This is a genomic window from Leptolyngbya sp. PL-A3 (assembly GCF_039962325.1).
GTDB lineage: Bacteria > Cyanobacteriota > Cyanobacteriia > Elainellales > Elainellaceae > Vacuolonema.
Genome location: NZ_JAMPLB010000029.1, coordinates 20,152 through 39,881, shown reverse-complemented (window position 1 = coordinate 39,881; position 19,730 = coordinate 20,152). Strand labels below are relative to the sequence as shown.

Annotated in this window: 15 protein-coding genes; 8 read left to right on the top strand and 7 right to left on the bottom strand. The window is 54.5% G+C overall.

The genetic code is table 11. The features are described 5' to 3' along the window. Window positions 1–249: 249 nt before the first annotated feature. A complete protein-coding gene (gene uvrB / locus NDI52_RS20420) occupies window positions 250–2,304 on the top strand; it encodes an excinuclease ABC subunit UvrB (protein WP_190770183.1) in 2,055 nt (684 codons plus the stop codon). 112 nt (window positions 2,305–2,416) lie between these two features. Here the strand turns inward: uvrB and NDI52_RS20415 are convergent, their stop codons facing one another. After that, window positions 2,417–3,013 carry a DUF3177 family protein gene (locus NDI52_RS20415; RefSeq protein WP_190770184.1) on the bottom strand — a complete coding sequence of 199 codons (597 nt, stop codon included), beginning with the start codon at window positions 3,011–3,013 and terminating at the stop codon, window positions 2,417–2,419. A gap of 318 nt (window positions 3,014–3,331) precedes the next feature. Beyond that, window positions 3,332–4,699 carry a gluconeogenesis factor YvcK family protein gene (locus NDI52_RS20410; protein ID WP_199307835.1) on the bottom strand — a complete coding sequence of 456 codons (1,368 nt, stop codon included), beginning with the start codon at window positions 4,697–4,699 and terminating at the stop codon, window positions 3,332–3,334. A 265-nt stretch (window positions 4,700–4,964) separates the two neighbouring features. Here NDI52_RS20410 and NDI52_RS20405 point away from each other — a divergent pair, with 265 nt between their 5' ends. Both NDI52_RS20405 and NDI52_RS20400 read left to right on the top strand, forming a co-directional pair. After that, entirely contained in the window at window positions 4,965–5,804 is an 840-nt protein-coding gene (locus tag NDI52_RS20405) for an ABC transporter ATP-binding protein (protein WP_190770185.1), read from the top strand. Between the two features lie 194 nt (window positions 5,805–5,998). Further along, the gene (locus NDI52_RS20400; protein ID WP_190770186.1) at window positions 5,999–7,321 is read left to right on the top strand and encodes an MlaD family protein; all 1,323 of its coding nucleotides are present in this window, start codon (window positions 5,999–6,001) and stop codon (window positions 7,319–7,321) included. Window positions 7,322–7,392: 71 nt separating this feature from the next. On the opposite strand, the gene purQ is transcribed toward NDI52_RS20400, so the two are convergent. Both purQ and purS read right to left on the bottom strand, forming a co-directional pair. Then, a complete protein-coding gene (purQ, locus tag NDI52_RS20395; protein WP_190770187.1) occupies window positions 7,393–8,094 on the bottom strand; it encodes a phosphoribosylformylglycinamidine synthase subunit PurQ in 702 nt (233 codons plus the stop codon). A 3-nt stretch (window positions 8,095–8,097) separates the two neighbouring features. Further along, window positions 8,098–8,355 carry a phosphoribosylformylglycinamidine synthase subunit PurS gene (purS, locus tag NDI52_RS20390; RefSeq protein ID WP_190770188.1) on the bottom strand — a complete coding sequence of 86 codons (258 nt, stop codon included), beginning with the start codon at window positions 8,353–8,355 and terminating at the stop codon, window positions 8,098–8,100. Window positions 8,356–8,916: 561 nt separating this feature from the next. On the opposite strand from purS, the gene NDI52_RS20385 reads away from it, so the two are divergent. Together NDI52_RS20385 and NDI52_RS20380 are read left to right on the top strand one after the other, a co-directional pair. Beyond that, window positions 8,917–9,309: a transcriptional repressor gene (locus NDI52_RS20385; RefSeq protein ID WP_190770189.1), complete on the top strand. Its 393-nt coding sequence runs from the start codon at window positions 8,917–8,919 to the stop codon at window positions 9,307–9,309. 298 nt (window positions 9,310–9,607) lie between these two features. Continuing rightward, complete coding sequence (locus NDI52_RS20380; protein WP_190770190.1) at window positions 9,608–10,279, top strand: hypothetical protein; 672 nt, start codon at window positions 9,608–9,610, stop codon at window positions 10,277–10,279. A gap of 389 nt (window positions 10,280–10,668) precedes the next feature. On the opposite strand, the gene NDI52_RS20375 is transcribed toward NDI52_RS20380, so the two are convergent. Beyond that, complete coding sequence (locus tag NDI52_RS20375; protein WP_242035801.1) at window positions 10,669–11,151, bottom strand: MarR family transcriptional regulator; 483 nt, start codon at window positions 11,149–11,151, stop codon at window positions 10,669–10,671. 258 nt (window positions 11,152–11,409) lie between these two features. On the opposite strand from NDI52_RS20375, the gene NDI52_RS20370 reads away from it, so the two are divergent. Both NDI52_RS20370 and NDI52_RS20365 read left to right on the top strand, forming a co-directional pair. Continuing rightward, window positions 11,410–11,808, top strand: a complete 399-nt coding sequence (locus NDI52_RS20370) for a VOC family protein (RefSeq protein WP_348256510.1) — start codon at window positions 11,410–11,412, stop codon at window positions 11,806–11,808. A gap of 206 nt (window positions 11,809–12,014) precedes the next feature. Further along, window positions 12,015–13,700 carry an NAD-binding protein gene (locus NDI52_RS20365; RefSeq protein ID WP_190770192.1) on the top strand — a complete coding sequence of 562 codons (1,686 nt, stop codon included), beginning with the start codon at window positions 12,015–12,017 and terminating at the stop codon, window positions 13,698–13,700. Window positions 13,701–13,777: 77 nt separating this feature from the next. Here NDI52_RS20365 and NDI52_RS20360 read toward each other — a convergent pair whose 3' ends face one another. Beyond that, window positions 13,778–15,724, bottom strand: coding sequence for a S9 family peptidase (locus NDI52_RS20360; RefSeq protein WP_190770193.1), 1,947 nt, complete (start codon window positions 15,722–15,724; stop codon window positions 13,778–13,780). Between the two features lie 531 nt (window positions 15,725–16,255). Between NDI52_RS20360 and NDI52_RS20355 the strand changes: the two genes are divergently transcribed. After that, entirely contained in the window at window positions 16,256–18,283 is a 2,028-nt protein-coding gene (locus tag NDI52_RS20355; protein ID WP_190770194.1) for an AarF/ABC1/UbiB kinase family protein, read from the top strand. Window positions 18,284–18,493: 210 nt separating this feature from the next. Here the strand turns inward: NDI52_RS20355 and NDI52_RS20350 are convergent, their stop codons facing one another. After that, the gene (locus tag NDI52_RS20350) at window positions 18,494–19,666 is read right to left on the bottom strand and encodes an MFS transporter (RefSeq protein WP_190770195.1); all 1,173 of its coding nucleotides are present in this window, start codon (window positions 19,664–19,666) and stop codon (window positions 18,494–18,496) included. Window positions 19,667–19,730 lie beyond the last annotated feature (64 nt).

Sequence of the window (19,730 nt, the reverse complement as noted above, 5' to 3'; positions counted from 1 at the left end):
GGCGCGCGGTTCTCGGGCCTGATTTCAAAATGAGAATTGCTGACGTCAGCCCGCTAGAGGCTGTTTTTTTGATCCTTCCCGGACAAAAAGCACCCCTTTGAGTAACCGTTCAATTCAAGAATTCTGTCGGACATACAGCGGCCTAAAACCGCTCTAAAGACTGGAAAACCGCCATTCCCCAATTCTCGTAAGATCCGTCATTATAGATAGACAGTCTGCGTTTCCCCTATCTCTAACGCTTCACAATTTATGGACTTCAATATTCAGGCACCTTTTGCCCCGACTGGAGACCAACCGAAGGCGATCGCGCAACTTGTTCAAAGCCTGAAAAGCGGCAACTGCTACCAAACCCTACTGGGGGCAACGGGCACAGGTAAGACACACACCATGGCCAGGGTGATTGAGCAGATCGGGAAGCCGACCCTGGTGCTGGCCCACAACAAAACCTTGGCCGCACAATTGTGTAACGAGCTACGCGAGTTCTTCCCCGATAATGCCGTTGAGTATTTCATCAGTTATTACGACTATTACCAGCCGGAAGCTTATATTCCGGTAACCGATACCTATATTGCAAAGACCGCATCGATTAATGAAGAGATCGATATGTTGCGGCACTCGGCTACGCGATCGCTCTTTGAACGAAAAGATGTGATTGTGGTGGCCTCCATCAGTTGCATCTACGGTTTGGGGATTCCGTCAGAATACCTGAAGGCGTCGATTCCCCTACGGGTGGGCGAAGAGATGAACCAGCGGCAGGTGCTGAGGGATCTGGCTTCCATTCAATACGAGCGCAACGACTTGGAGTCAGGGCGTGGGCGCTTCCGGGTCAAGGGGGATGTCCTGGAAATTGGTCCGGCTTACGAGGACCGCATTATTCGAGTGGAGTTCTTTGGCGATGAGATCGACGCCATCCGCTACATCGACCCTATCACAGGGGCAACGCTGCAAAGTATGGATGCGGTGAACATCTATCCGGCCAAGCACTTTGTCACCCCCGAGGAGCGATTGGAATCCGCGCTCATCGCCATCGAAGCGGAGTTGAAAGAACGCCTCGCAGAACTCGAAAGCGAGAATAAACTGCTGGAAGCCCAGCGCCTGGAGCAGCGCACCCGCTACGACCTGGAAATGATCCGGGAGATCGGCTACTGCAATGGCGTTGAAAACTATGCACGCCATCTGGCTGGACGGGTTGCTGGGACGCCGCCCGAGTGTTTGATCGATTACTTTCCGAAGGATTGGTTGTTGGTAATTGACGAGTCCCACGTCACTATCCCGCAATTGCGGGGGATGTATAACGGCGATCGCGCCCGCAAAATGACGCTGATTGACCACGGTTTCCGCCTGCCCAGTGCGGCTGACAACCGTCCCCTGAAATCCGAGGAATTCTGGGAGAAGGTCAGCCAGTGTGTCTTCGTCTCCGCAACGCCTGGAGAATGGGAACTGGAAACCTGTGGCGGGGAGTTTGAAGAAACCGAAGCAGGCCATCGGGTCTACAAAACCGGTACGGGCAATGTGGTGGAACAAGTCATCCGGCCTACTGGAGTACTCGACCCCGAGATTTTTGTGCGGCCTACAGAGGGGCAGATCGATGATCTGCTGGGTGAAATTCAGGAGCGCGTGCAGCGCCAGGAACGGACTCTGGTCACTACCCTGACCAAACGCATGGCCGAAGACCTGACAGAGTATTTGCAGGAACGGGCCATTCGAGTTCGCTACTTGCACTCTGAAATTAACTCCATTGAGCGAATCGAGATTCTGCAAGACCTGCGAAATGGTGAGTTTGATGCGCTGATTGGGGTCAACCTGCTACGGGAAGGATTAGACTTGCCGGAGGTTTCCCTGGTGGCCATCCTGGATGCCGACAAGGAAGGGTACTTACGGGCGGAGCGATCGCTCATCCAGACCATCGGGCGGGCTGCACGACATATCAATGGCCAGGCTGTTCTCTATGCCGACACTCTGACTAAGAGCATGGAGCGGGCCATCTTCGAAACGGAGCGCCGCCGCGCGATCCAGCAAGCTTACAACGAGGAACACGGCATCACGCCCCAACCCATCATCAAAAAGCCCAAGAGCAACGCCATTCTGCAATTCCTGGAGGTTTCCCGCCGGGTCAACGCCCATCAGTTGGAGGAAATCCTCGAACAATCTGATGAGCTATCCCTGGAGGACATTCCCAATCTCATCAGCCGTCTGGAAGGTGAGATGAAGCAGGCGGCGAAAAATCTGGAGTTTGAGGAAGCGGCTAAATTGCGCGATCGCATTAAGCAATTGCGCGATCGCCTGGTTGGTCGCCACTCCTAAACAAATCAAAAAGGACGGGTGCTTTGCACCCGTCCTTTTTGATTTAGGACTTACGCATTTGTATTGCGCGAGGCAGAACACAAATGCGTGAGTCCTAGGATGATTGGCTTGATTATTGGTCAGCCATAGCCGATCGCCCCTGGCGGCCCAACCGCACGACCACAAAATAGGCCAGATATAGCGTGTAAATGATCAACCCCAGGATAGCAAAGAACGCCAGGAAACCAGGCGTATAGCCATTGTGAAACGTATCTTTGAAAACCAGTGGAGCCTCCCGCCATACCTGGCAGAATGGTGACTGGTAAGCCGTGGTGGAAAACCCACACTGTAAAAACGGAATGAGCGCCAGAGTTCCCAAACCACAATAAATCGTCGTGGCCCAACGCCAGGAGGTAAACGTCAGGTTGAGAGGCGAAGGCGGCTGATCTGCAATTTCCTCGTTGATGTCATTCCAAAACCAGAGGCTGATAGGAATCAGAAGCCGTGCCAGGAAGCTCGTCAGAAACGCAATGGGAATGTTGCCAATCAATAAGTACAATGTAATCGCCAGCAAGCTGGAAACTCGCCAGTAAATGATTAGCAAACGCTGCATCGCATCCATGTGCTTGACTGTTGCCCATATCAATAGCACCAGCGGCAGAATTACGGTAAACAGCACCGCCAAGCGAAAATCCATCCAGACGAGCGATCGCAACAGTTCTTGAGACATAACCCTTCCAACGGCACGGTGAAATAGCAAAGCCAACCAACCATGGTAACAACACTCTGGTCAAATAGGCAGCGCTCAGGATTTTTTCAGCAATTCTCATTTTGAAATCAGGCCCGAAAACCGCGCCCCTTTGGCGCGCGGTTTTCGGGCATCAAAGCCAAGAGTTCACGCCCGTAGGGCGTGAACTCTTGGCTTTAAGGATTTATCAGGACTTACGCATTTGTGTTGTGGGTAAGGTGCTTCGTACCCTACCCACAACACAAATGCGTAAGTCCTGCTTATTTCTTGTGTCCCTGGGGCACGAAAAATAAATTGGCCTTAGAGTCCCTGAATACGGCTATACCAACGCAGCAACACCCGCGCCAGCCGTTCACTATCATGTCGCACCGCCCCCTTGGCATCGTCGTCGTGCATCACATTGGCAAGAATTGCCCGCCGGCCCAAACGCATTACCTCTTCCCGATCAAAATACACCGGGTGAGAAGCTTCCTGAGCATATTTAATCAACGAGGTAGCCGAGGGCATGTGTCGTTGCACTAACACCACGTCAAACAGCTTGCACCCCGCTACGGTATCCAGGGCACGAATATGGTCAGAGACCGTATACCCCTGGGTTTCTCCGGGTTGGGTCATGATATTGCAGACATAGACGCAGGGCACTTCAGCGCGGGCAATCGCCGCTACAATTTCCGGCACCAGCAAATTCGGAATGATACTCGTATACAAACTGCCAGGGCCAATGATGATCAGGTCGGCCCTCTCAATCGCAGCAATCACCCGAGGCAATGCAGGGGGAGCCGCGGGAGTACAACCAATGCGGGCAATCTGGCCCATAGCCTCGGTGATGTTCGATTCCCCCTCAATGCGGCGACCATCGGTCAGTTCCGCCCAAAGGCGCATGTCGCTCAGGGTGGAAGGCAGCACCTGACCACGGACAGCCAAAACTTTCGAGATGGCAGCGATCGCCTGCTCTAAATCCCCGGTCAACTCTGTCATGACGGTCAAGAACAGGTTGCCAAAGCTGTGGCCACTCAGCCCGTTGCCGGCCTTAAAGCGATATTGAAATAACTCCGTCAGCAGCTTTTCTTCATCGGCCAGGGCCGCCAGGCAATTGCGAATATCGCCTGGGGGCAGCACTCCAATTTCTCGACGTAAACGACCGGAGGAGCCGCCATCATCAGCCACAGTGACAATGGCTGTAATGTTTGCACTAAAAGGCTTTAATCCCCGCAGCAAGGTGGAGAGCCCGGTGCCTCCCCCAAGGGTCACAATCCGTGGCCCCCGGTTCAACCGTCGATGGTTCATCAGGCGATCGATCAGTTCCTCGTCCCCTTCGGGCATCAGCACATCTGTCAGAGTGCTGAGGCTCCGGGTATAGCCCCATAGCACGAGCAATAGGCCAATAATCGCCACCAGCGGCCCACTGACATAGTTAGGAATTAGCTGGGTGACCAGGCTCAGGGTATCGCTGATGAACTGGCCCAAACGAAAAATAGGAGCCTGTCTCGCCCATATGGCCATTCCCAAACCAAACATCAGTGCACCTGCCGCACTAATGAACAGCCAGCGCTTTAAGGACAGCCCTGGCGATAACCACTTAAACCAGTTAAAGCGGCGGTTAGGGGAACTTCGCATGGGTTTCGGTCGGCGTGTCCGAAAAGCCTGTTTGAGAAATCCGTTCGACATGGTGAAGCCGCAGGGCGAAAGGGTAAAGAGCAAGGGGACAATAGGAACTGGATAACCCGAATCCTGAAAGACACATTAGAGTGGTAGCTAGCCCTGATGCAGGGTTTCTCAAATCTATGCACCTGTTGCAAAGGATACCAGGCCACTTAGGAGGACAGCGGGAGAACCTGTCCTAAAACTGTCTCCAAAGTTAACACTTGACCGTTACTTTGAAGCCAGAATGGCTGTTTATAGACAACGCTTAAAGGGCTGATGAAGAGGACACATGGGGCTCAATCCAGACACAACCGCTCATACAGAACCCAGGGGAAAGGCAACGACCGACACTGAGCCCCTGATCCGGCTCAAAGGAATTCGCAAATCTTTTGGCGAGAGCGTAGTGTTAGATGGCGTCGATCTCACCATTGGCCGGGGAGAAGCGCTGGCCATCATTGGCCCTTCTGGTACTGGAAAATCGACCATTTTGCGCATTATTGCAGGGTTGCTCGCCCCAGACGACGGGGAGATCTACGTTCAGGGCCAAAAACGTGAGGGTCTGGTTGAAGATGCAAAAGACCCTGTTGGCATCGGTATGGTGTTTCAACAGGCCGCTCTCTTTGATTCACTAAATGTGTATGAAAATGTAGGGTTTTCTCTGTTTCAACACTCCCGTCTATCCGCTGAAGAGATTCGGAAGATGGTAGACCAAAAGCTGGAGATGGTGGGGTTGCCAGGGATTGGCGATCGCTTCCCCGCCCAGCTCTCCGGTGGGATGCGGAAGCGGGTCAGTTTTGCCCGCGCCATTATGGAAGATCCCAATGACCCGGCCAGTCACCCGGAAGTTTTGCTCTATGACGAACCCACGGCAGGTCTCGATCCCATTGCCTCCACTGTGATCGAAGACCTGATTCGTAATCTACAATGCAACGCCGGGGGTTGCAGCACCTATGTCATGGTGACCCATCAGGACAGCACGATTCGTCGCACGGCCGATCGCATCATCTTCTTATACAGAGGAAGGGTGCATTGGGAGGGAACTGTTGACGACATTGATACGACAGATCACCCCATGGTGCGGCAGTTTTTCAGTGGTCTAGTGGAAGGGCCGATTCAAGTAGCCCATTAATGGGCAGTTATAGAAAAACATTTGGTTTTGATTTGCCCCCCTAAAATAAGCTGAGTGTAGGGCCATCATCCTGCACCATAAATTCGTCAGTCGCGCATCTATCCTGAGATATTTGCGGAATCGGGTGAGGCGATCGGTAGAACAAGCTGGTTTAATGGGGGCGGACGGTGCCTGCAATGCTAAGAGGATAAGGGATGCGATCGCGCACACTTCGGGAAGGGTCAGTTGGATTATTGGTACTGGTAGGACTGGCAGTCTTTGGGTTGCTGGTCGTCTGGCTACGGGGCTTACGTTTGGGCGCTCGTAGCTATGTCTTTAGCGTCGAATTTCGGGACGCTGGCGGCATGCAGGTTGGATCTGCCGTGCGTTATCGCGGTGTCGTCGTCGGCCGAGTTCGTGCCGTAGGGGCCGACTCCCAGGCGGCCGTTGTGGAGGTAGAAATTCGTCCAGCCACTCTACAAATTCCTGACGACTCGATTATTTTGACGAATCAGACGGGATTAATTGGTGAGGCCACCATCGATATCCTGCCTCCACCCACCGCCCCTGTGGAGGTTGCCACCAATCCCCTGGCTCGCGACTGTCCGGGAAGCAGCATTATCTGTAATGGCGATCGCATTGAGGGCCAGGTAGGCGCCACCTTCAATGAATTGATTGCCGCCACCATTAAACTGGCCGATCTGTTTGCGGATGAAGAACTCTTTACCAACCTCAAAGATTTAACCCGCAATAGCTCCAATGCGGCGGCAGAGGTGGCTCAACTAGCGGATCAGGTCACAGTTATTGCCTCCTCCGTTCAGCAGGAAGTCGGCCCTCTGCTACGGACGGTAGGCGATACCACGAACCGCATTGGTTTAGCGGCTGACCAGGCCGGTACTTCGGCTGCAGAGTTGAACCGTCTGCTTGTCTCCAATCGAACGGCCATTGTGGGCAGCCTGGATAACCTCAATCGCACGACCGTCGATATTGGGTACATCGTCAATCGCCTGACCCCCCTGGTGGAAGATGATACCGGAGTCGTACAAAACCTCCAGATACTTTCGGCTAATGCTGCCCAGGCCTCGGCCAATGCCGCTGAAGCCTCTGCCAGCCTGCGTAATCTGACGGGTGCCCTGGCTACGGGTGAGAATATGCTGCTCCTCCAGGAAACCCTGGACTCAGCCCGCGCCACCTTCCAGAATGTGCAGAAAATTACCGCCGACCTCGACGAGCTAACCGGCGACCCTGAAGTGCGGGACAGCCTTCGCGAACTCATTCAAGGCTTAGGCAATCTAGTGTCCTCAGCAGAAGAGCTACAACACCAGGCCGTGATCGCCCAGACCCTTGCCCCTGCTGAGCAAGCTCTTCTCACAGCCCAGGCTACAACCTCTGCTGCGTCTACGGCTCCTGAGGCTTCTGCGCCAACTCCCGTTCCCGCTGCCAGTCCATCATCTCCATCCCCAGCCCTCCCGGCTCCGCAGCTCCAGGAAAAGGAAGCAGCAAAACGGTCAATTGTTCTTGGGCGTTTGTCGCGATAAATCACGCTGCCATTTCAATCAAAAAGAGCAGGAGTGTAACTCCTGCTCTTTTTGATTGAAATCGGCTCAAGCTATGAAACCAAAACCTTTGCGGCGTTCAACAATCCTTCAAACAGGGCCAACCCATCGGTGTTGCCCAGCATCGCATCGGAAGCACGTTCGGGGTGAGGCATAAGGCCCAACACATTGCCCTGACGGTTGCAAATGCCCGCAATGTTGTTAACGGAGCCGTTGGGGTTCACATCCGGGGTTGTGTCACCCGTGGGCGTGCTGTAACGGAAAACAACCTGACCATTATCTTCCAGTTCCGCCAGAGTATCAGTGTCGGCATAGTAGCAGCCTTCCCCATGAGCAATGGGGATCGTAACCACCTGTTTAGGTTGATAGGACTGCGTCCAGGGCAGATCAGTACGCTCAATACGGAGGGAGGGGCGATCGCAAATAAAGTGCAAATCCCGATTACGCACCAGGGCACCCGGCAGCAACCCCGCCTCAGTCAATACCTGGAAACCATTACAAATCCCCAGCACCAGGCCGCCTCGCTGGGCATGCTCTACCGTAGCCTGGAGGGCGGGGGAGAAGCGGGCGATCGCCCCACACCGCAAATAATCGCCGTAACTAAAGCCTCCGGGCAGGATAATCACATCCAGATCTCCTAGGTCGCGCTCTTCGTGCCAGATCATGCGAGTGGGTTGCCCCAACACATCGCGGGTGACCATAGCTACGTCGCGATCGCAATTCGACCCCGGAAATACCACAACGCCAAATTTCATTGCTTACCCTGCACTTAGTTCAAAGCGGTAATTTTCGATCACGGGATTGGCCAACAACTGATCGCAAATTTGATCAAGTTGGGTTTTGGCAGCTGCTTCATCCGCTGCCGTCAGCTTCACCTCAACGTACTTACCAATGCGCACTTGCTCGACATTGTCGTAGCCCATGTGCTGCAACCCGGACTGCACCGCCGTTCCCGCCGGGTCTAACACGGAGGGACGCAGGGTGACATAAATTTTCGCCTGATAGGTCTGACTCACAATTCCAAAAACTCGCTGCAACGGATCCCATTCTACTAGGGTCTGTTTTATAAGTTGTTTTTTATGCGCGAAGCACACGAAGAAACAACCCTTTCAGCGATTGAAACATACCTACTGCTACATACCAGGCTATCGCATGGATATTAGATATGCCGAGTTTTACCCGGCATATCTAATATCCATGCGGTGCATTTAGCAAGCTTGCGTTAGTCCTATCGCCTGCGAAGGGTGGTTCGGACAGGTGTTGATCCTGTTAGCCACCCGGGCCGGAATCAACAATTCTCAGTATGAGGCATCAAAGCTGAGAGTTGGCGCCCTACGGGCGCGAACTCTCAGCTTTGATGCCCGAAAACCGCGTGCCAAGGGCGCGCGGTTTTCGGGCCTGATTCCAAAATGAGAATTGCTGGGCCAGAATACACCTGCCCTAAGCAGCTAAGGGCTTGCTATATGATGGAGGCAGGCCACCCAATGCTATTTTTGTTCGGTCGAGTAGGGGCGTTCTAGAATCAACCATGCATCAATTGAGACCTGCCCCCACTGACGACCTCGTGAATGGACCCCATGAGCGATCGCCGCACCCGTAGCCAAAAACTTATCCTCGACCTCCTCAAGTCACTGGACAGATCGGTATCTGCCCAGGACATTTATATGGAGCTACGGCAACAGGGCCACAGCATTGGGCTGGCAACAGTTTATCGGGCTCTGGAACTGTTGAAGCGAGACGGCTCCTTGCAGGTACGAACCCTCGCCACCGGAGAATCTCTTTACAGTACGCTGAAGGAAGATCGCCACCACCTCACCTGCGTACAGTGCGGCAGCTCTATTCCTATCAGTGAATGCCCAGTCCATGATTTGGAGGAGAAGCTGCACGACTCCTATCACTTCAAGATTTACTATCACATGCTGGAATTCTTCGGCCTGTGCACCCAGTGTCAGTTAGCCAATGATGTCTGAATTCCGCCACCTAGAGGGTATGGCAGTTCAACCCTGTCCGACGAGATGCGGCACCAGAAATTCTCAGTATGGGCATCAAAGCCAAGAGTTCACGCCCGTAGGGCGTGAACTCTTGGCTTTGATGCCCGAAAACCGCGCGCCTTTAGCGCGCGGTTTTCGGGCCTGATTTCAAAATGAGAATTGCTGATGCGGCACAGGCTTCAGGCCAATTGAAAATTAACCCTGTAGAATTGAACGCTTGGAGCCTCTTTGGAGCTGACCTTCTAGAGGAAACCGTTTCAACTCGCCTTCCATTCCTATGACGCTGGATTCCCCACCTCCCGACAACACTCCGTCTACCCCTGAAAGTCGCCCTTCCTGGCGACAGTGGTGGACACCGTGGTTAATGCCCGTGGCGATCGCTGGGGCCTTAGGGGCTGGCTGGGTCATAGCCGAATTTGCCTCTGGCCCAGAACAACCGACTCAACCGACATCTGGGGATGTGTCGTTACCCGTGACGACAGAATTACCCCCAACGCAACCGGCTAATTTGTTGGAAGCTCCTGACAAATCTAGCCAGGTGGTACTGCCCAAGGGTTGGGAGCCTGCTTCGAATCTGAATCCTCAAGCTCAAATTCAGGCAGAAAACTCAGCACAGCAAATCTACTTGATTGTGCGGGCACAGCCTAAAGCGGAGCTGGGTGCCCTGACAAAAGAGCAATTTTCAGAGCGATCGCGCCAACTCCTCACGGAGCAGCTCACCCAGGTGGAGCAGAAGGGGCCAAGCGATCGCATCACAAAAGTGGGTAGCTATCCGGCCCTTCAATACGAAATTCGCGGTTCTCTCAACAGCATTGGTGTGGTCTACTTACATACCATTGTGGAAACGCCCGAGTACTTCACTCAAATTCTCACCTGGACAGCTCCGGCCAACTTTCAGAAGAACGAAGCCGAGATGCAAAATCTAATTCAAGGGGTCGAGCTCAAATAGCAATGCCTTCGCCATTTTTCTCACGCGTTGCGTACGCAAAATCAAGGGCTTGAGAAAAATGGCAGCAATTCTCAGGATCGGCATCAAAGTCAAGAGTTCACGCCCTACGGGCGTGAACTCTTGACTTTGATGCCCGACAACCGCGCGCTAAAGACGCGCGGTTGTCGGGCCTGATTTCAAAATCAGAATTGATGGAAAAATGGCGAGCATGTTGGAATAAGCCGCCTCATATTTTGCACCCAAACTCGAGGGCATACCACATACCTAACATGGGCGGATTTGAGCTACCGCGTACTAGTGCGCTGAGGCGTAAATGTATCACCTATTTTTTGTGTGGGGTGCGAAGCACCCCACACAAAAAATAGGTGACGAACTTAGGCCATGGCCTACTAGCTTCTAAAGGCGTCTCCCAAACGGTTCAACAAGACTCGTAGATCGTCTAACTCGGATACGCCAATGGGGGCCAGGTGCTGCTTCATGTCTGCGATATGGGCGGGAAACGCTGCTTGAAAGAGAACGTCTCCCTGGGAGGTAAGCTTGACGATGGTGCTGCGGCGATCGCTCGATGACACCTCCCGCACAATCAAGCCCTTCCGTTCCAGGCGATCGATCACGCCAGTTAGCGTCCCTTTCGTAATCAGGGTTTTTTCGCCAATCTCCCCCATACTCATCCCCGACGTGTTGCCTAGGGTTGCAATCACATCAAACTGAGCCGGGGTCAGGTCAAACCGCCGCACAAACCCTTCTGAATAGCCGGAAAATGCCTGATAAGTCCGCACTAATTCCCGTATCGTGGCCATAAAGGGTTCTTGGGCAGCGGCCTGAGCAGAGTAAGACGACGGTTCGGCCATGAGACGAGAAGCCAAGTGCATGAGTCATCCGTTCATTCTATCTGCAACGATGAGGTGTATCACCCCCCATGCGAGCTCTATTGCTTTGCTGGCAATTATTTCTGGCGATTTAGAACTAATTCGGACAATGCTTGCCACAGAAGTCAAACTATCTCACCACAACTCCATCCACTCGCCATTCACAAGGTTTCAAGCCCATTCTGGAGAATGGCCGTCCTTCCCAAACCCTGCTTGACGCAGAAGAACAGGGGAACTATTTTCAGGGAAAGGTACTGACCCGTGAGGGAAGCAATGATAGCATCCGATCGCCCATTCCAAATTACAGCCCTCAGCCCTATTCTTTCCGTAGCTGATGTGGAACGGGCGATCGCCTTCTACTGCGATTACCTTGGCTTCACCCAGCGGTTCCTCATGCCCGACACCTCCTACGGTATTGTCGAACTGCAGGGCCATCCTCTGCACCTATCCCGCCCAGAAGACCCCAGCATTCTTGTTCCCGCTCAGAATCAATCCTGTATCTACATCGCGGTCACGGGCATCGAAGCCTTGTGGGCCCAGATTGAAGCTGCCAAGCCACCAACGCGAGTCTTCCCGTTAAGCGACCGCCCCTGGGGCATGAAAGAATTTGGCGTGATTGACCCAGACGGTTGCCTGATTCGCGTTGGCGAGGCAAGTTAATCGGCCTTCAATTGCAGCGACAAAAGTATGTTTTGGTGTAGCCCAGAGAATTGAGCGTTCAAAGAAGTTTTATTACGTCGTGCCCAGGGCTACAGATTGCCGAAGGCACTGCCCAAACAATACTGTTCTGGAGTTCGGGCGCTGCACGCAATCGCCCCGTCACGGACTCCTGACTTTAGTGAACAGGCGTTAGTATTGGACACGGTATGAAACCCCGCATCATTGTCTGTGGTCTTGGCGGTGCCGGGTATAAAGTATTTTCCCTACTGCGGCAACAGGGGGCACGGGTGGTGGGAGTGCATCCGGAGCCGCTGGCCCAGGAGGAGCGCGACGTAATTGTGGGGGATTTACGATCGCCCTCCACCCTCATCGCAGCCGGAGTGCGCGAAGCCCACACCCTCGTAGCCGCCACCAGCGACGACACCCTAAATTTGGGCATTCTGGCTCAGGCGCGGGTGCTCAATCCTAAAATTCGCATCATCAATCGGTTATTCAATGCCAGTTTGGGCGATCGCCTCGACCACATTCTGCCCGACCACGTCAGCATGAGCGTGGCGGCCCTATCTGCGCCGGTGTTTGCGTTCTCGGCTCTGGGAAACCGGGCAATCGGGCAGTTGCAGCTGTTTGGGCAAACCTGGCCCATCCGGGAAGAAGTGATCCACGATGAGCATCCCTGGCTGGGGCGGCCCCTCAGTTCCCTCTGGGAGGATCGGAACCGGATGCTAATTTACTATCTCCCGGCGGATAACTGCCAGGATCTGGTGACTGCGGTGATGGAGGGGCAGACCTTGCAGTGGGGCGATCGCCTCATCCTTGCCAGCAAACCTCAGCTCGATCGTAGCCGCCGTCCATGGCAGGATCAGATGCTGAATGTGCTCAGCTATATCCAGCAATTTCACCCTCATATTCGCCCTACCCTGGTGGTCCTTCTGGCTCTGGCCGTTACCATCTGGATCGCCACGGTTATCTATACCGGAGCCACACTTCATACCAGTTTTGTAGATGCCCTCTACTTCGCCGTCGGCATGATTACGGGAGCCGGAGGCAACGAAGAGGTGGCCGAGCAAGCTCCCCCAAATATCAAAGTCTTTACGGTCATGCTCATGCTGATTGGTACTGCCGTGGTCGGCATCTGCTATGCCCTATTGAACGACCTGGTGCTGGGGGCGCGGCTACAGAACCTCTGGCATGTCATCCCCATTCCCCGACGCGGACATTGCATAGTCTGCGGGCTGGGTAATGTAGGCATGCAGACGGTGCGGCATCTGAAGGACAGTGGTTGTGATGTGGTGGTGATCGAACCAGACCCAAATAATCGCTTCTTGGGAACGGCGCGATCGCTCCGGGTTCCCGTCCTCGTAGGGGATGCCAGCCTCGCCTCTACATTGCAGGAGGCCAACATCCAGCAGGCCCGAGCGCTACTCGCGTTGACCAGCCAGGACATCGTAAACCTGGAAATTGCCCTGACCGCTAAAGGGCTTGCTCCTGAACTGAGCGTTACCGTTCGTAACCGCGACCCTCAGTTTGCATCCCTGGCCCAGCAGGTTTTTGACTTTGAGGCTGTGTTGAGTCCTGCCGATTTATCTGCCCCTTCCTTTGCCGCCGCTGCTCTGGGGGGCAAGGTGCTGGGGAATGGAGTCGCAGGGCATAGTCTGTGGATCTCTTTGGCCACATGCATGACGGCTACCCACCCGTTTTTAGGACGCCAGGTGCAGGATATTGCCACTGAGACGGATTGTGTCCCTCTCTATTTGGAAACAACCCACGGCACTATTCACGGTTGGGAGCTGTTGAAGACGACGCTTACCCTGGACGATGTTCTCTACATCACCCTGCCTGCCAGTCGTCTGGAAATGCTTTGGCAATCGCGCACACTGGATTATCAGCGTTAGCTCACAGGCTCACAGCCCCACCCCTGCGAATAGGGCGATCGCTATATGGTGCGGTACATTCACCGCACCACTTAACCCTAGAGGTTGGCGATCGCCACTTTTTCCATTTCATCGGCTAACGCAAACCCAAACACCTGGGCGTAGAAATACAGCTCCCCATCCAGGGTACGCTTGATATTTTCAGACTTACGGAACCCATGTTGCTCCCCTTCGTAAAGCACATAGGCAACCGGCAAGCCCTTTTCCTTCAGCGCGTTCACCATCATTTCTGCCTGATTAGGCGGAACGATCTTGTCCTCATCGCCCTGGAAGAAGATCACCGGGCAGGAGAGCTTATCAATATGGTGAATCGGCGATCGCGCCTCATACACCTCCTTCGCCTCAGGGTAAGGACCAATCAAGCCATCCAGATAGCGCGACTCAAATTTGTGGGTATCCCGGGCCAGAGCTTCCAGGTCACTGACTCCGTAGTAGCTGGCTCCCGCTTTGAACACGTCCCGGAAGGCCAGAGCTGCGAGGGTAGTGTAGCCCCCGGCACTACCACCATCAATACAGAGGCGATCGCCATCCACCCGTTTATGTTTAGCCAGGTAACGTGCCCCATTGACGCAATCATCCACATCCACAATGCCCCAGTTGCCCTTGAGGCGATCGCGGTACTCCCGCCCGTAACCGGTGCTGCCGCCATAGTTCACATCCAGCACGGCAATGCCACGACTGGTCCAATACTGAATACCGGGGTTAAAGGTGGCAGACGTCGCCGCTGTAGGGCCACCATGGCTCTTTACCAGAAGCGGCGGCAACTCGCCCTCGGGAGCCGCAAAGTCGGCATTCTGGGGGGGATAGAAGAAGCCATAGGCGGTGAGGCCATTCTCGGTGGGAAACTCAATGGGTTCGGGCACAGAGATGTAGGCCGGGTCAACGGTCAGGTCGCTGGAGCGGCGCAACGCTTCGCATTCCCCGGTGGCGAGATTGAGACGGGCGATCGCCCCCGGTTGGGTTGGGGTGCCTCCGCCAAACACCACAAACCCATTCCCCACCTGCACACCGCCCACACTGGCATAGGGGGTTGGGATTTCCTCAAGTTCGAGGGTTTTGAGATTCAGGCGGGCCAGATGGGAGAGGCCATTCTCGCTGTAGGTGCAAATCAGCGACTCGACCGACTCGAAGCCATAGGTGGACATGCCAAACACCCACAGGGGTAGACCAAACTCCGCGGCTTTGGGACAGAGGGGCTCAATCACTCCAGTGCGGTTCCAGCGATACAGGTTCCACCAGCCCGTGCGATCGCTCACAAAATGCAGCACCCCATCCGGCGACCAACTGGGCTGAAAGATTGACTCCGAAACACTTCCTGCCACCATAATGGCTGTCCCCAGGGTGCCATCAGGCAGCAGTTCTGCTTCCCATAACTCCGTGCCATCCCACGGCATATTGGGGTGGTCCCAGGCAATCCAGCAGAGGCGGCTACCGTCGGGGCTGATGCGCGGGTAGGCGTAGAAGTCGCTGCCAGATACCAGCACGGTGCCGGGGTTGTCTTCGGCATCGCCAGGGTGAATAGCGATCGCTACAATTTCATTGCTGGGCTCGTGGCCGCCTTCGGTATGATTTTCGCGCACGCAGATCAGGCGATCGCGCGTGACATCTACCACAGCATCGGCATAGCGATAGGATTCTTGGGGGGTAATAGGTTGTGGCTCACCACCAACAGCTTGCCGATAGATCCGCTGATCAGCAAAGTTCGAGAAGTAAACGACGCCATCAGCCACCAGATACGACCCGCCACCATACTCATGCACCCGTGTCCGCACATTTAATGGCGCAGGAGTCAGGTCTGTGCGAGAGCCATCTGCTGCCAACTGCACGACGACACTCCGCCCCCCTTCTGTGGGTCGGCCTTCACTCCAATAAATATCTTGACCATCCAGGCACACGTCCCCCAGACGCACCGAGCCGGCCACAATCAGGTCAGAGGTAATGGGCGATTTCCAGGAACCATAGGGCGCAATTTGAGGAGACACCATAGTATTTTTTGGAGTAGGTAGAATAAGACCCCTTGATTCTAGAGCAGGGAGTCACGAATCCCGTCCATCAATGTTGGGATTTTAGAGCCGGTATAAAAAGACTGTTTCCGGGCTCAGAGGCCACAAAAAATCAGCCGTTTCAAACCAATACAGCTGCCAATCTGGGGAGGTACAAAAGAAGAAGATGGAATCAAGTTTCACATCCTTCTCTCATACCTCAGGAGAGGAGAGAGGGATCTATAAAAGTAGCGCTATAAGCCATAAGTATTTCGGAAATTTCGCCTAAAAGTTACGGGTATTGAGACTCAAAATCGGCATGTTGAGGAATCCCAAACGCAGGACGAAGTGCCATGCTGAAGGAATTGTGGGAAGGAAACCTGCGCGTGCCGTTGGTTATTCGCGGGTGACTCCTGAGAGTCCTGTTACAATGCTTTACATAAGGTTGTGGCTATAGGGCTTACCCCTTCAGCGTTGCAATCGCTGGTGCTCCCCCGGAGACGACTGATCAATCCTTTTAGGAAACGTGCAGACATGACCCTAACCTCTAACAGTTCGAGCTTGATGGACATCGTCAAGGAGAGTGATGCGGTTGAGGCTCACCTGAAATTTGCCCACACCACTCGTGACGCTGCGCTGCGCTACGACCCGGTGGCGATCGCCGCCCGGTATCGCTCCCACCCCCTCCAGGTATGGGGCCGAGTTGTAGGGATCTTTGGGCCATTTCTGCTGTTTGCCCTTCAGTTGTGGGGCGATCGCACGACGGGGCAGTTAAAACGCAACGAACAGAAACGCGCGCGTCGTTTACGGGAAATGCTGACCCGTTTGGGGCCAGCCTTCATCAAAGTGGGACAAGCGCTCTCCACACGGCCTGACCTGGTTCCTCCGGTCTACCTGGAAGAATTGACCAAACTTCAAGACCAACTTCCACCGTTTCCAAACGAAGTCGCCTATCAGTTCATCGAAGAAGAATTAGGCGATTGTCCCCAATACATCTTTGCAGAGTTGTCGCCAGATCCTCTGGCAGCGGCTTCGCTGGGCCAGGTGTATCGCGGCAAGCTGAAAACGGGGGAAGACGTTGCGGTAAAAGTTCAACGTCCTGGTCTGGCCCAACGTATTACCCTCGATCTCTACATCTTGCGAGCAATGGCCGTTTTTGCCGCTCGCCGCTTCAAACGCATCCGCAGTGACCTGGTTGGCATTATGGATGAATTCGGCGCTCGAATCTTCGAGGAGATGGACTATACCCACGAGGGATACAACGCTGAGCGCTTTGCCCAACTCTACGGCCATCTGCCAGAAATCTATGTGCCCCGCATCTATTGGGAGTACACCAATCGCCGGGTACTGACAATGGAATGGATTGAAGGGGTAAAACTCACCGATCCCAAAGCAGTGCGATCTATGGGTGTGGATGCCGCTCACTTGATTGAAGTGGGCGTACAGTGCTCCCTCCGACAATTGCTAGAGCATGGCTTCTTCCATGCAGATCCTCACCCGGGTAACCTGCTGGCCACCCCCGATGGCAAACTGGCCTATCTGGACTTTGGCATGATGAGCGAAATCAAGCCGCCTCAGCGCTATGGCCTGATTGAAGCCGTCGTGCACATGGTTAACCGTGACTTTGAGGGTCTGGCAAAGGATTACGTTAAGCTGGATTTCCTCACCCCGGACACTGACCTGACTCCCATCATTCCAGCCCTCGGCAGTGTTTTCAGCAATGCCCTGGGAGCCAGCGTCGCGGAGATGAACTTCAAGAGCATCACCGACCAACTTTCGGAACTGATGTACGAGTATCCGTTCCGGGTTCCGGCCTACTATGCGCTGATTATCCGATCGCTGGTCACCCTCGAAGGGATTGCCATCAACGTTGATCCGAATTTCAAAGTCCTCAGCAAGGCTTATCCTTATATCGCAAAGCGGCTTCTAACGGACCCATCCCTTGAACTGCGCACATCCCTTCAGGACCTCCTGTTCAAAGATGGGACTTTCCGCTGGAACCGCCTGGAAAATCTGCTGCGGAACGCTAAGGATAGCCAGGATTATGACCTGAATGGAGCAATTGATCAGGCAGTCAACTTTCTGTTCTCGGAGCGGGGCGACTTCATTCGTGAATATCTGGTTGATGAGATTGTGAAAGGAGTCGATGGCTTCGGGCAAACAGCTCTAGATCGAATCCGGTCAACGGTGCGCGATCGCCTCGGCTTCAACCGCTCTCACAATGGCAATGGCAACACTGCCCCCACTACCCCAGAAAAGCAGTCCAGCCGCAAAGAGTTTGAGCAACTGCTCCGCATTCTCAACCTGCTGCGGGAGACGCCGGGCTTCGACCCCCGCCAGGTGTTACCCGTAATCCCCAACCTGCTGCTGCGCCCTGAGACTCAGCGCATGGGCCAACAGATTGCCAGCGGCCTCGCCCAACGGGCAGCTGCCCGCTTCATTCGGGAGTTTCTGTTGCGAGATGAAACCTCTGCTCAATCGGCTGCCAGGATTGAGGTACGAGATGTCACACCACCAAAACCCGTGGAGCGTCCTTTAGCGTTGCCTGCCGCCCGCTCGTAATTTTCTCCCTTTCAAAAAGAATGTGCGCGTTGCTGAGCAGCGCGCACATTCTTTTTGGAACTCAATGTAAGCCCGGGTCAGGTTATGTAACCTCAGTTCGGGATAAGCTGAAGTGCTCATTTTGGCGTGCACTATGTGCACGCCAAAATGAGCTTTTTCGAGTGCCGCGCGTTGCCCGGCACTCGAAAACGCCCTTAACCCGAACTCAGGTTATGTAGGTTTAGCGAATTGGCGGAAAGCGTAGCCGCTGACGAGACACCCAGTGCACCCCAATAGCAAAAACAGGCGGCTGAGAGGTATGACCTGTACGAGGGGTTCGACTCCGGCTCCACCCAGGGTCATGCCACCGTCAAACCCGGCTAAAAACACGCTGTAAACTCGGCCACGAGCCGCGCCTGGAGCAGAGAGGGAAACCATAGCCGAAAGTACGGGAAACATAGCCCCAAAGCCCAAACCATAGAGAATCGACCAGGAGGCGAGGAATTGGGGGGCGATCGCCAACCCCACTAAAGCCGTACTTGAGCTGAGAATGGCCAGAGTGGTAATCCAGCGTTGAGAGATGCGATCGCCCCAACGCCCTAATGCAAACCGCACCCCCACGGCCACTAGAGCATTCAGGCTGTAGAACAGGGCAGAGTTGGGCACAAAAAGCGGCAAAAAGGTGACAACGCCGCCATGCAGGAAGGAAGTGATGAAAAAGACCAGGGTGGCATCCCGCACCGGGAAACGGAGCACCACGTCCCAGGGAAATGGATGGGGCGGCTCAGCCGATTGAGCCGACCGCACAGCCCACAACCAGGGTAGGGGTAAGGTGAGGAAAAATCCCAGCAGGGTCAAGCCGCCCATAAACCCCACCACTCCCACAAAGCCCATCTGGGCAAATGCCCATGAGCCTAGCAGTGGCCCCAGGGAAAAGCCAATCGTGTTCGACATGGCCAGGTAACCCAGCATGGCGGTGCGGCGATCGCGTCCTACCAGATCCACCAGCATTGTCTGGGAAGCCGTCGCAAAAGCCGCCTGACTAATGCCATGGGCAACTCGCACTCCCATTAACCAGGTTGGATCAGACGACCACAGGTAGAGAGGCAAAATTCCTAGCATGATGCCCAAACCTACCCAGAGAACTGCTTTACGGCCCCAGTGATCGAGTAACCAACCGATCCCCGGGCGGAAAAACAGAAGCCCTGCTGCCATCGCACCAACGACCAGCCCTACCGGAGCATTAGCCCAACGCTGACTCAGATACAGCGGCAACACAGGAAATAGCACGGTTACCTGGGTAAAGAACACCAGCATGCCCGCGCAAATACAGAATAAAGGGAGGCGATCGCGCTCCAACACCCCTTCCGTCACACGAGCAGAGGAGCAAACAGAAAATTTCATCAGAACAACCTATGGGTGCAGAACCCGTCTGATATCCATTCCCTATGAAGCTGCGCCCGCTCTG

What these genes read in the sequence shown, in the direction of transcription:
- NDI52_RS20365 (WP_190770192.1), top strand. Translation starts at nt 12,015, where the DNA reads ATGAAACCCCGCATCATTGTCTGTGGTCTTGGCGGTGCCGGGTATAAA.
- NDI52_RS20410 (WP_199307835.1), bottom strand. Translation starts at nt 4,699, where the DNA reads ATGTCGAACGGATTTCTCAAACAGGCTTTTCGGACACGCCGACCGAAA.
- NDI52_RS20380 (WP_190770190.1), top strand. Translation starts at nt 9,608, where the DNA reads ATGACGCTGGATTCCCCACCTCCCGACAACACTCCGTCTACCCCTGAA.
- uvrB (WP_190770183.1), top strand. Translation starts at nt 250, where the DNA reads ATGGACTTCAATATTCAGGCACCTTTTGCCCCGACTGGAGACCAACCG.
- NDI52_RS20415 (WP_190770184.1), bottom strand. Translation starts at nt 3,013, where the DNA reads ATGTCTCAAGAACTGTTGCGATCGCTCGTCTGGATGGATTTTCGCTTG.
- NDI52_RS20360 (WP_190770193.1), bottom strand. Translation starts at nt 15,724, where the DNA reads ATGGTGTCTCCTCAAATTGCGCCCTATGGTTCCTGGAAATCGCCCATT.
- NDI52_RS20385 (WP_190770189.1), top strand. Translation starts at nt 8,917, where the DNA reads ATGAGCGATCGCCGCACCCGTAGCCAAAAACTTATCCTCGACCTCCTC.
- purQ (WP_190770187.1), bottom strand. Translation starts at nt 8,094, where the DNA reads ATGAAATTTGGCGTTGTGGTATTTCCGGGGTCGAATTGCGATCGCGAC.
- NDI52_RS20375 (WP_242035801.1), bottom strand. Translation starts at nt 11,151, where the DNA reads ATGCACTTGGCTTCTCGTCTCATGGCCGAACCGTCGTCTTACTCTGCT.
- NDI52_RS20400 (WP_190770186.1), top strand. Translation starts at nt 5,999, where the DNA reads ATGCGATCGCGCACACTTCGGGAAGGGTCAGTTGGATTATTGGTACTG.
- NDI52_RS20355 (WP_190770194.1), top strand. Translation starts at nt 16,256, where the DNA reads ATGACCCTAACCTCTAACAGTTCGAGCTTGATGGACATCGTCAAGGAG.
- NDI52_RS20350 (WP_190770195.1), bottom strand. Translation starts at nt 19,666, where the DNA reads ATGAAATTTTCTGTTTGCTCCTCTGCTCGTGTGACGGAAGGGGTGTTG.
- NDI52_RS20405 (WP_190770185.1), top strand. Translation starts at nt 4,965, where the DNA reads ATGGGGCTCAATCCAGACACAACCGCTCATACAGAACCCAGGGGAAAG.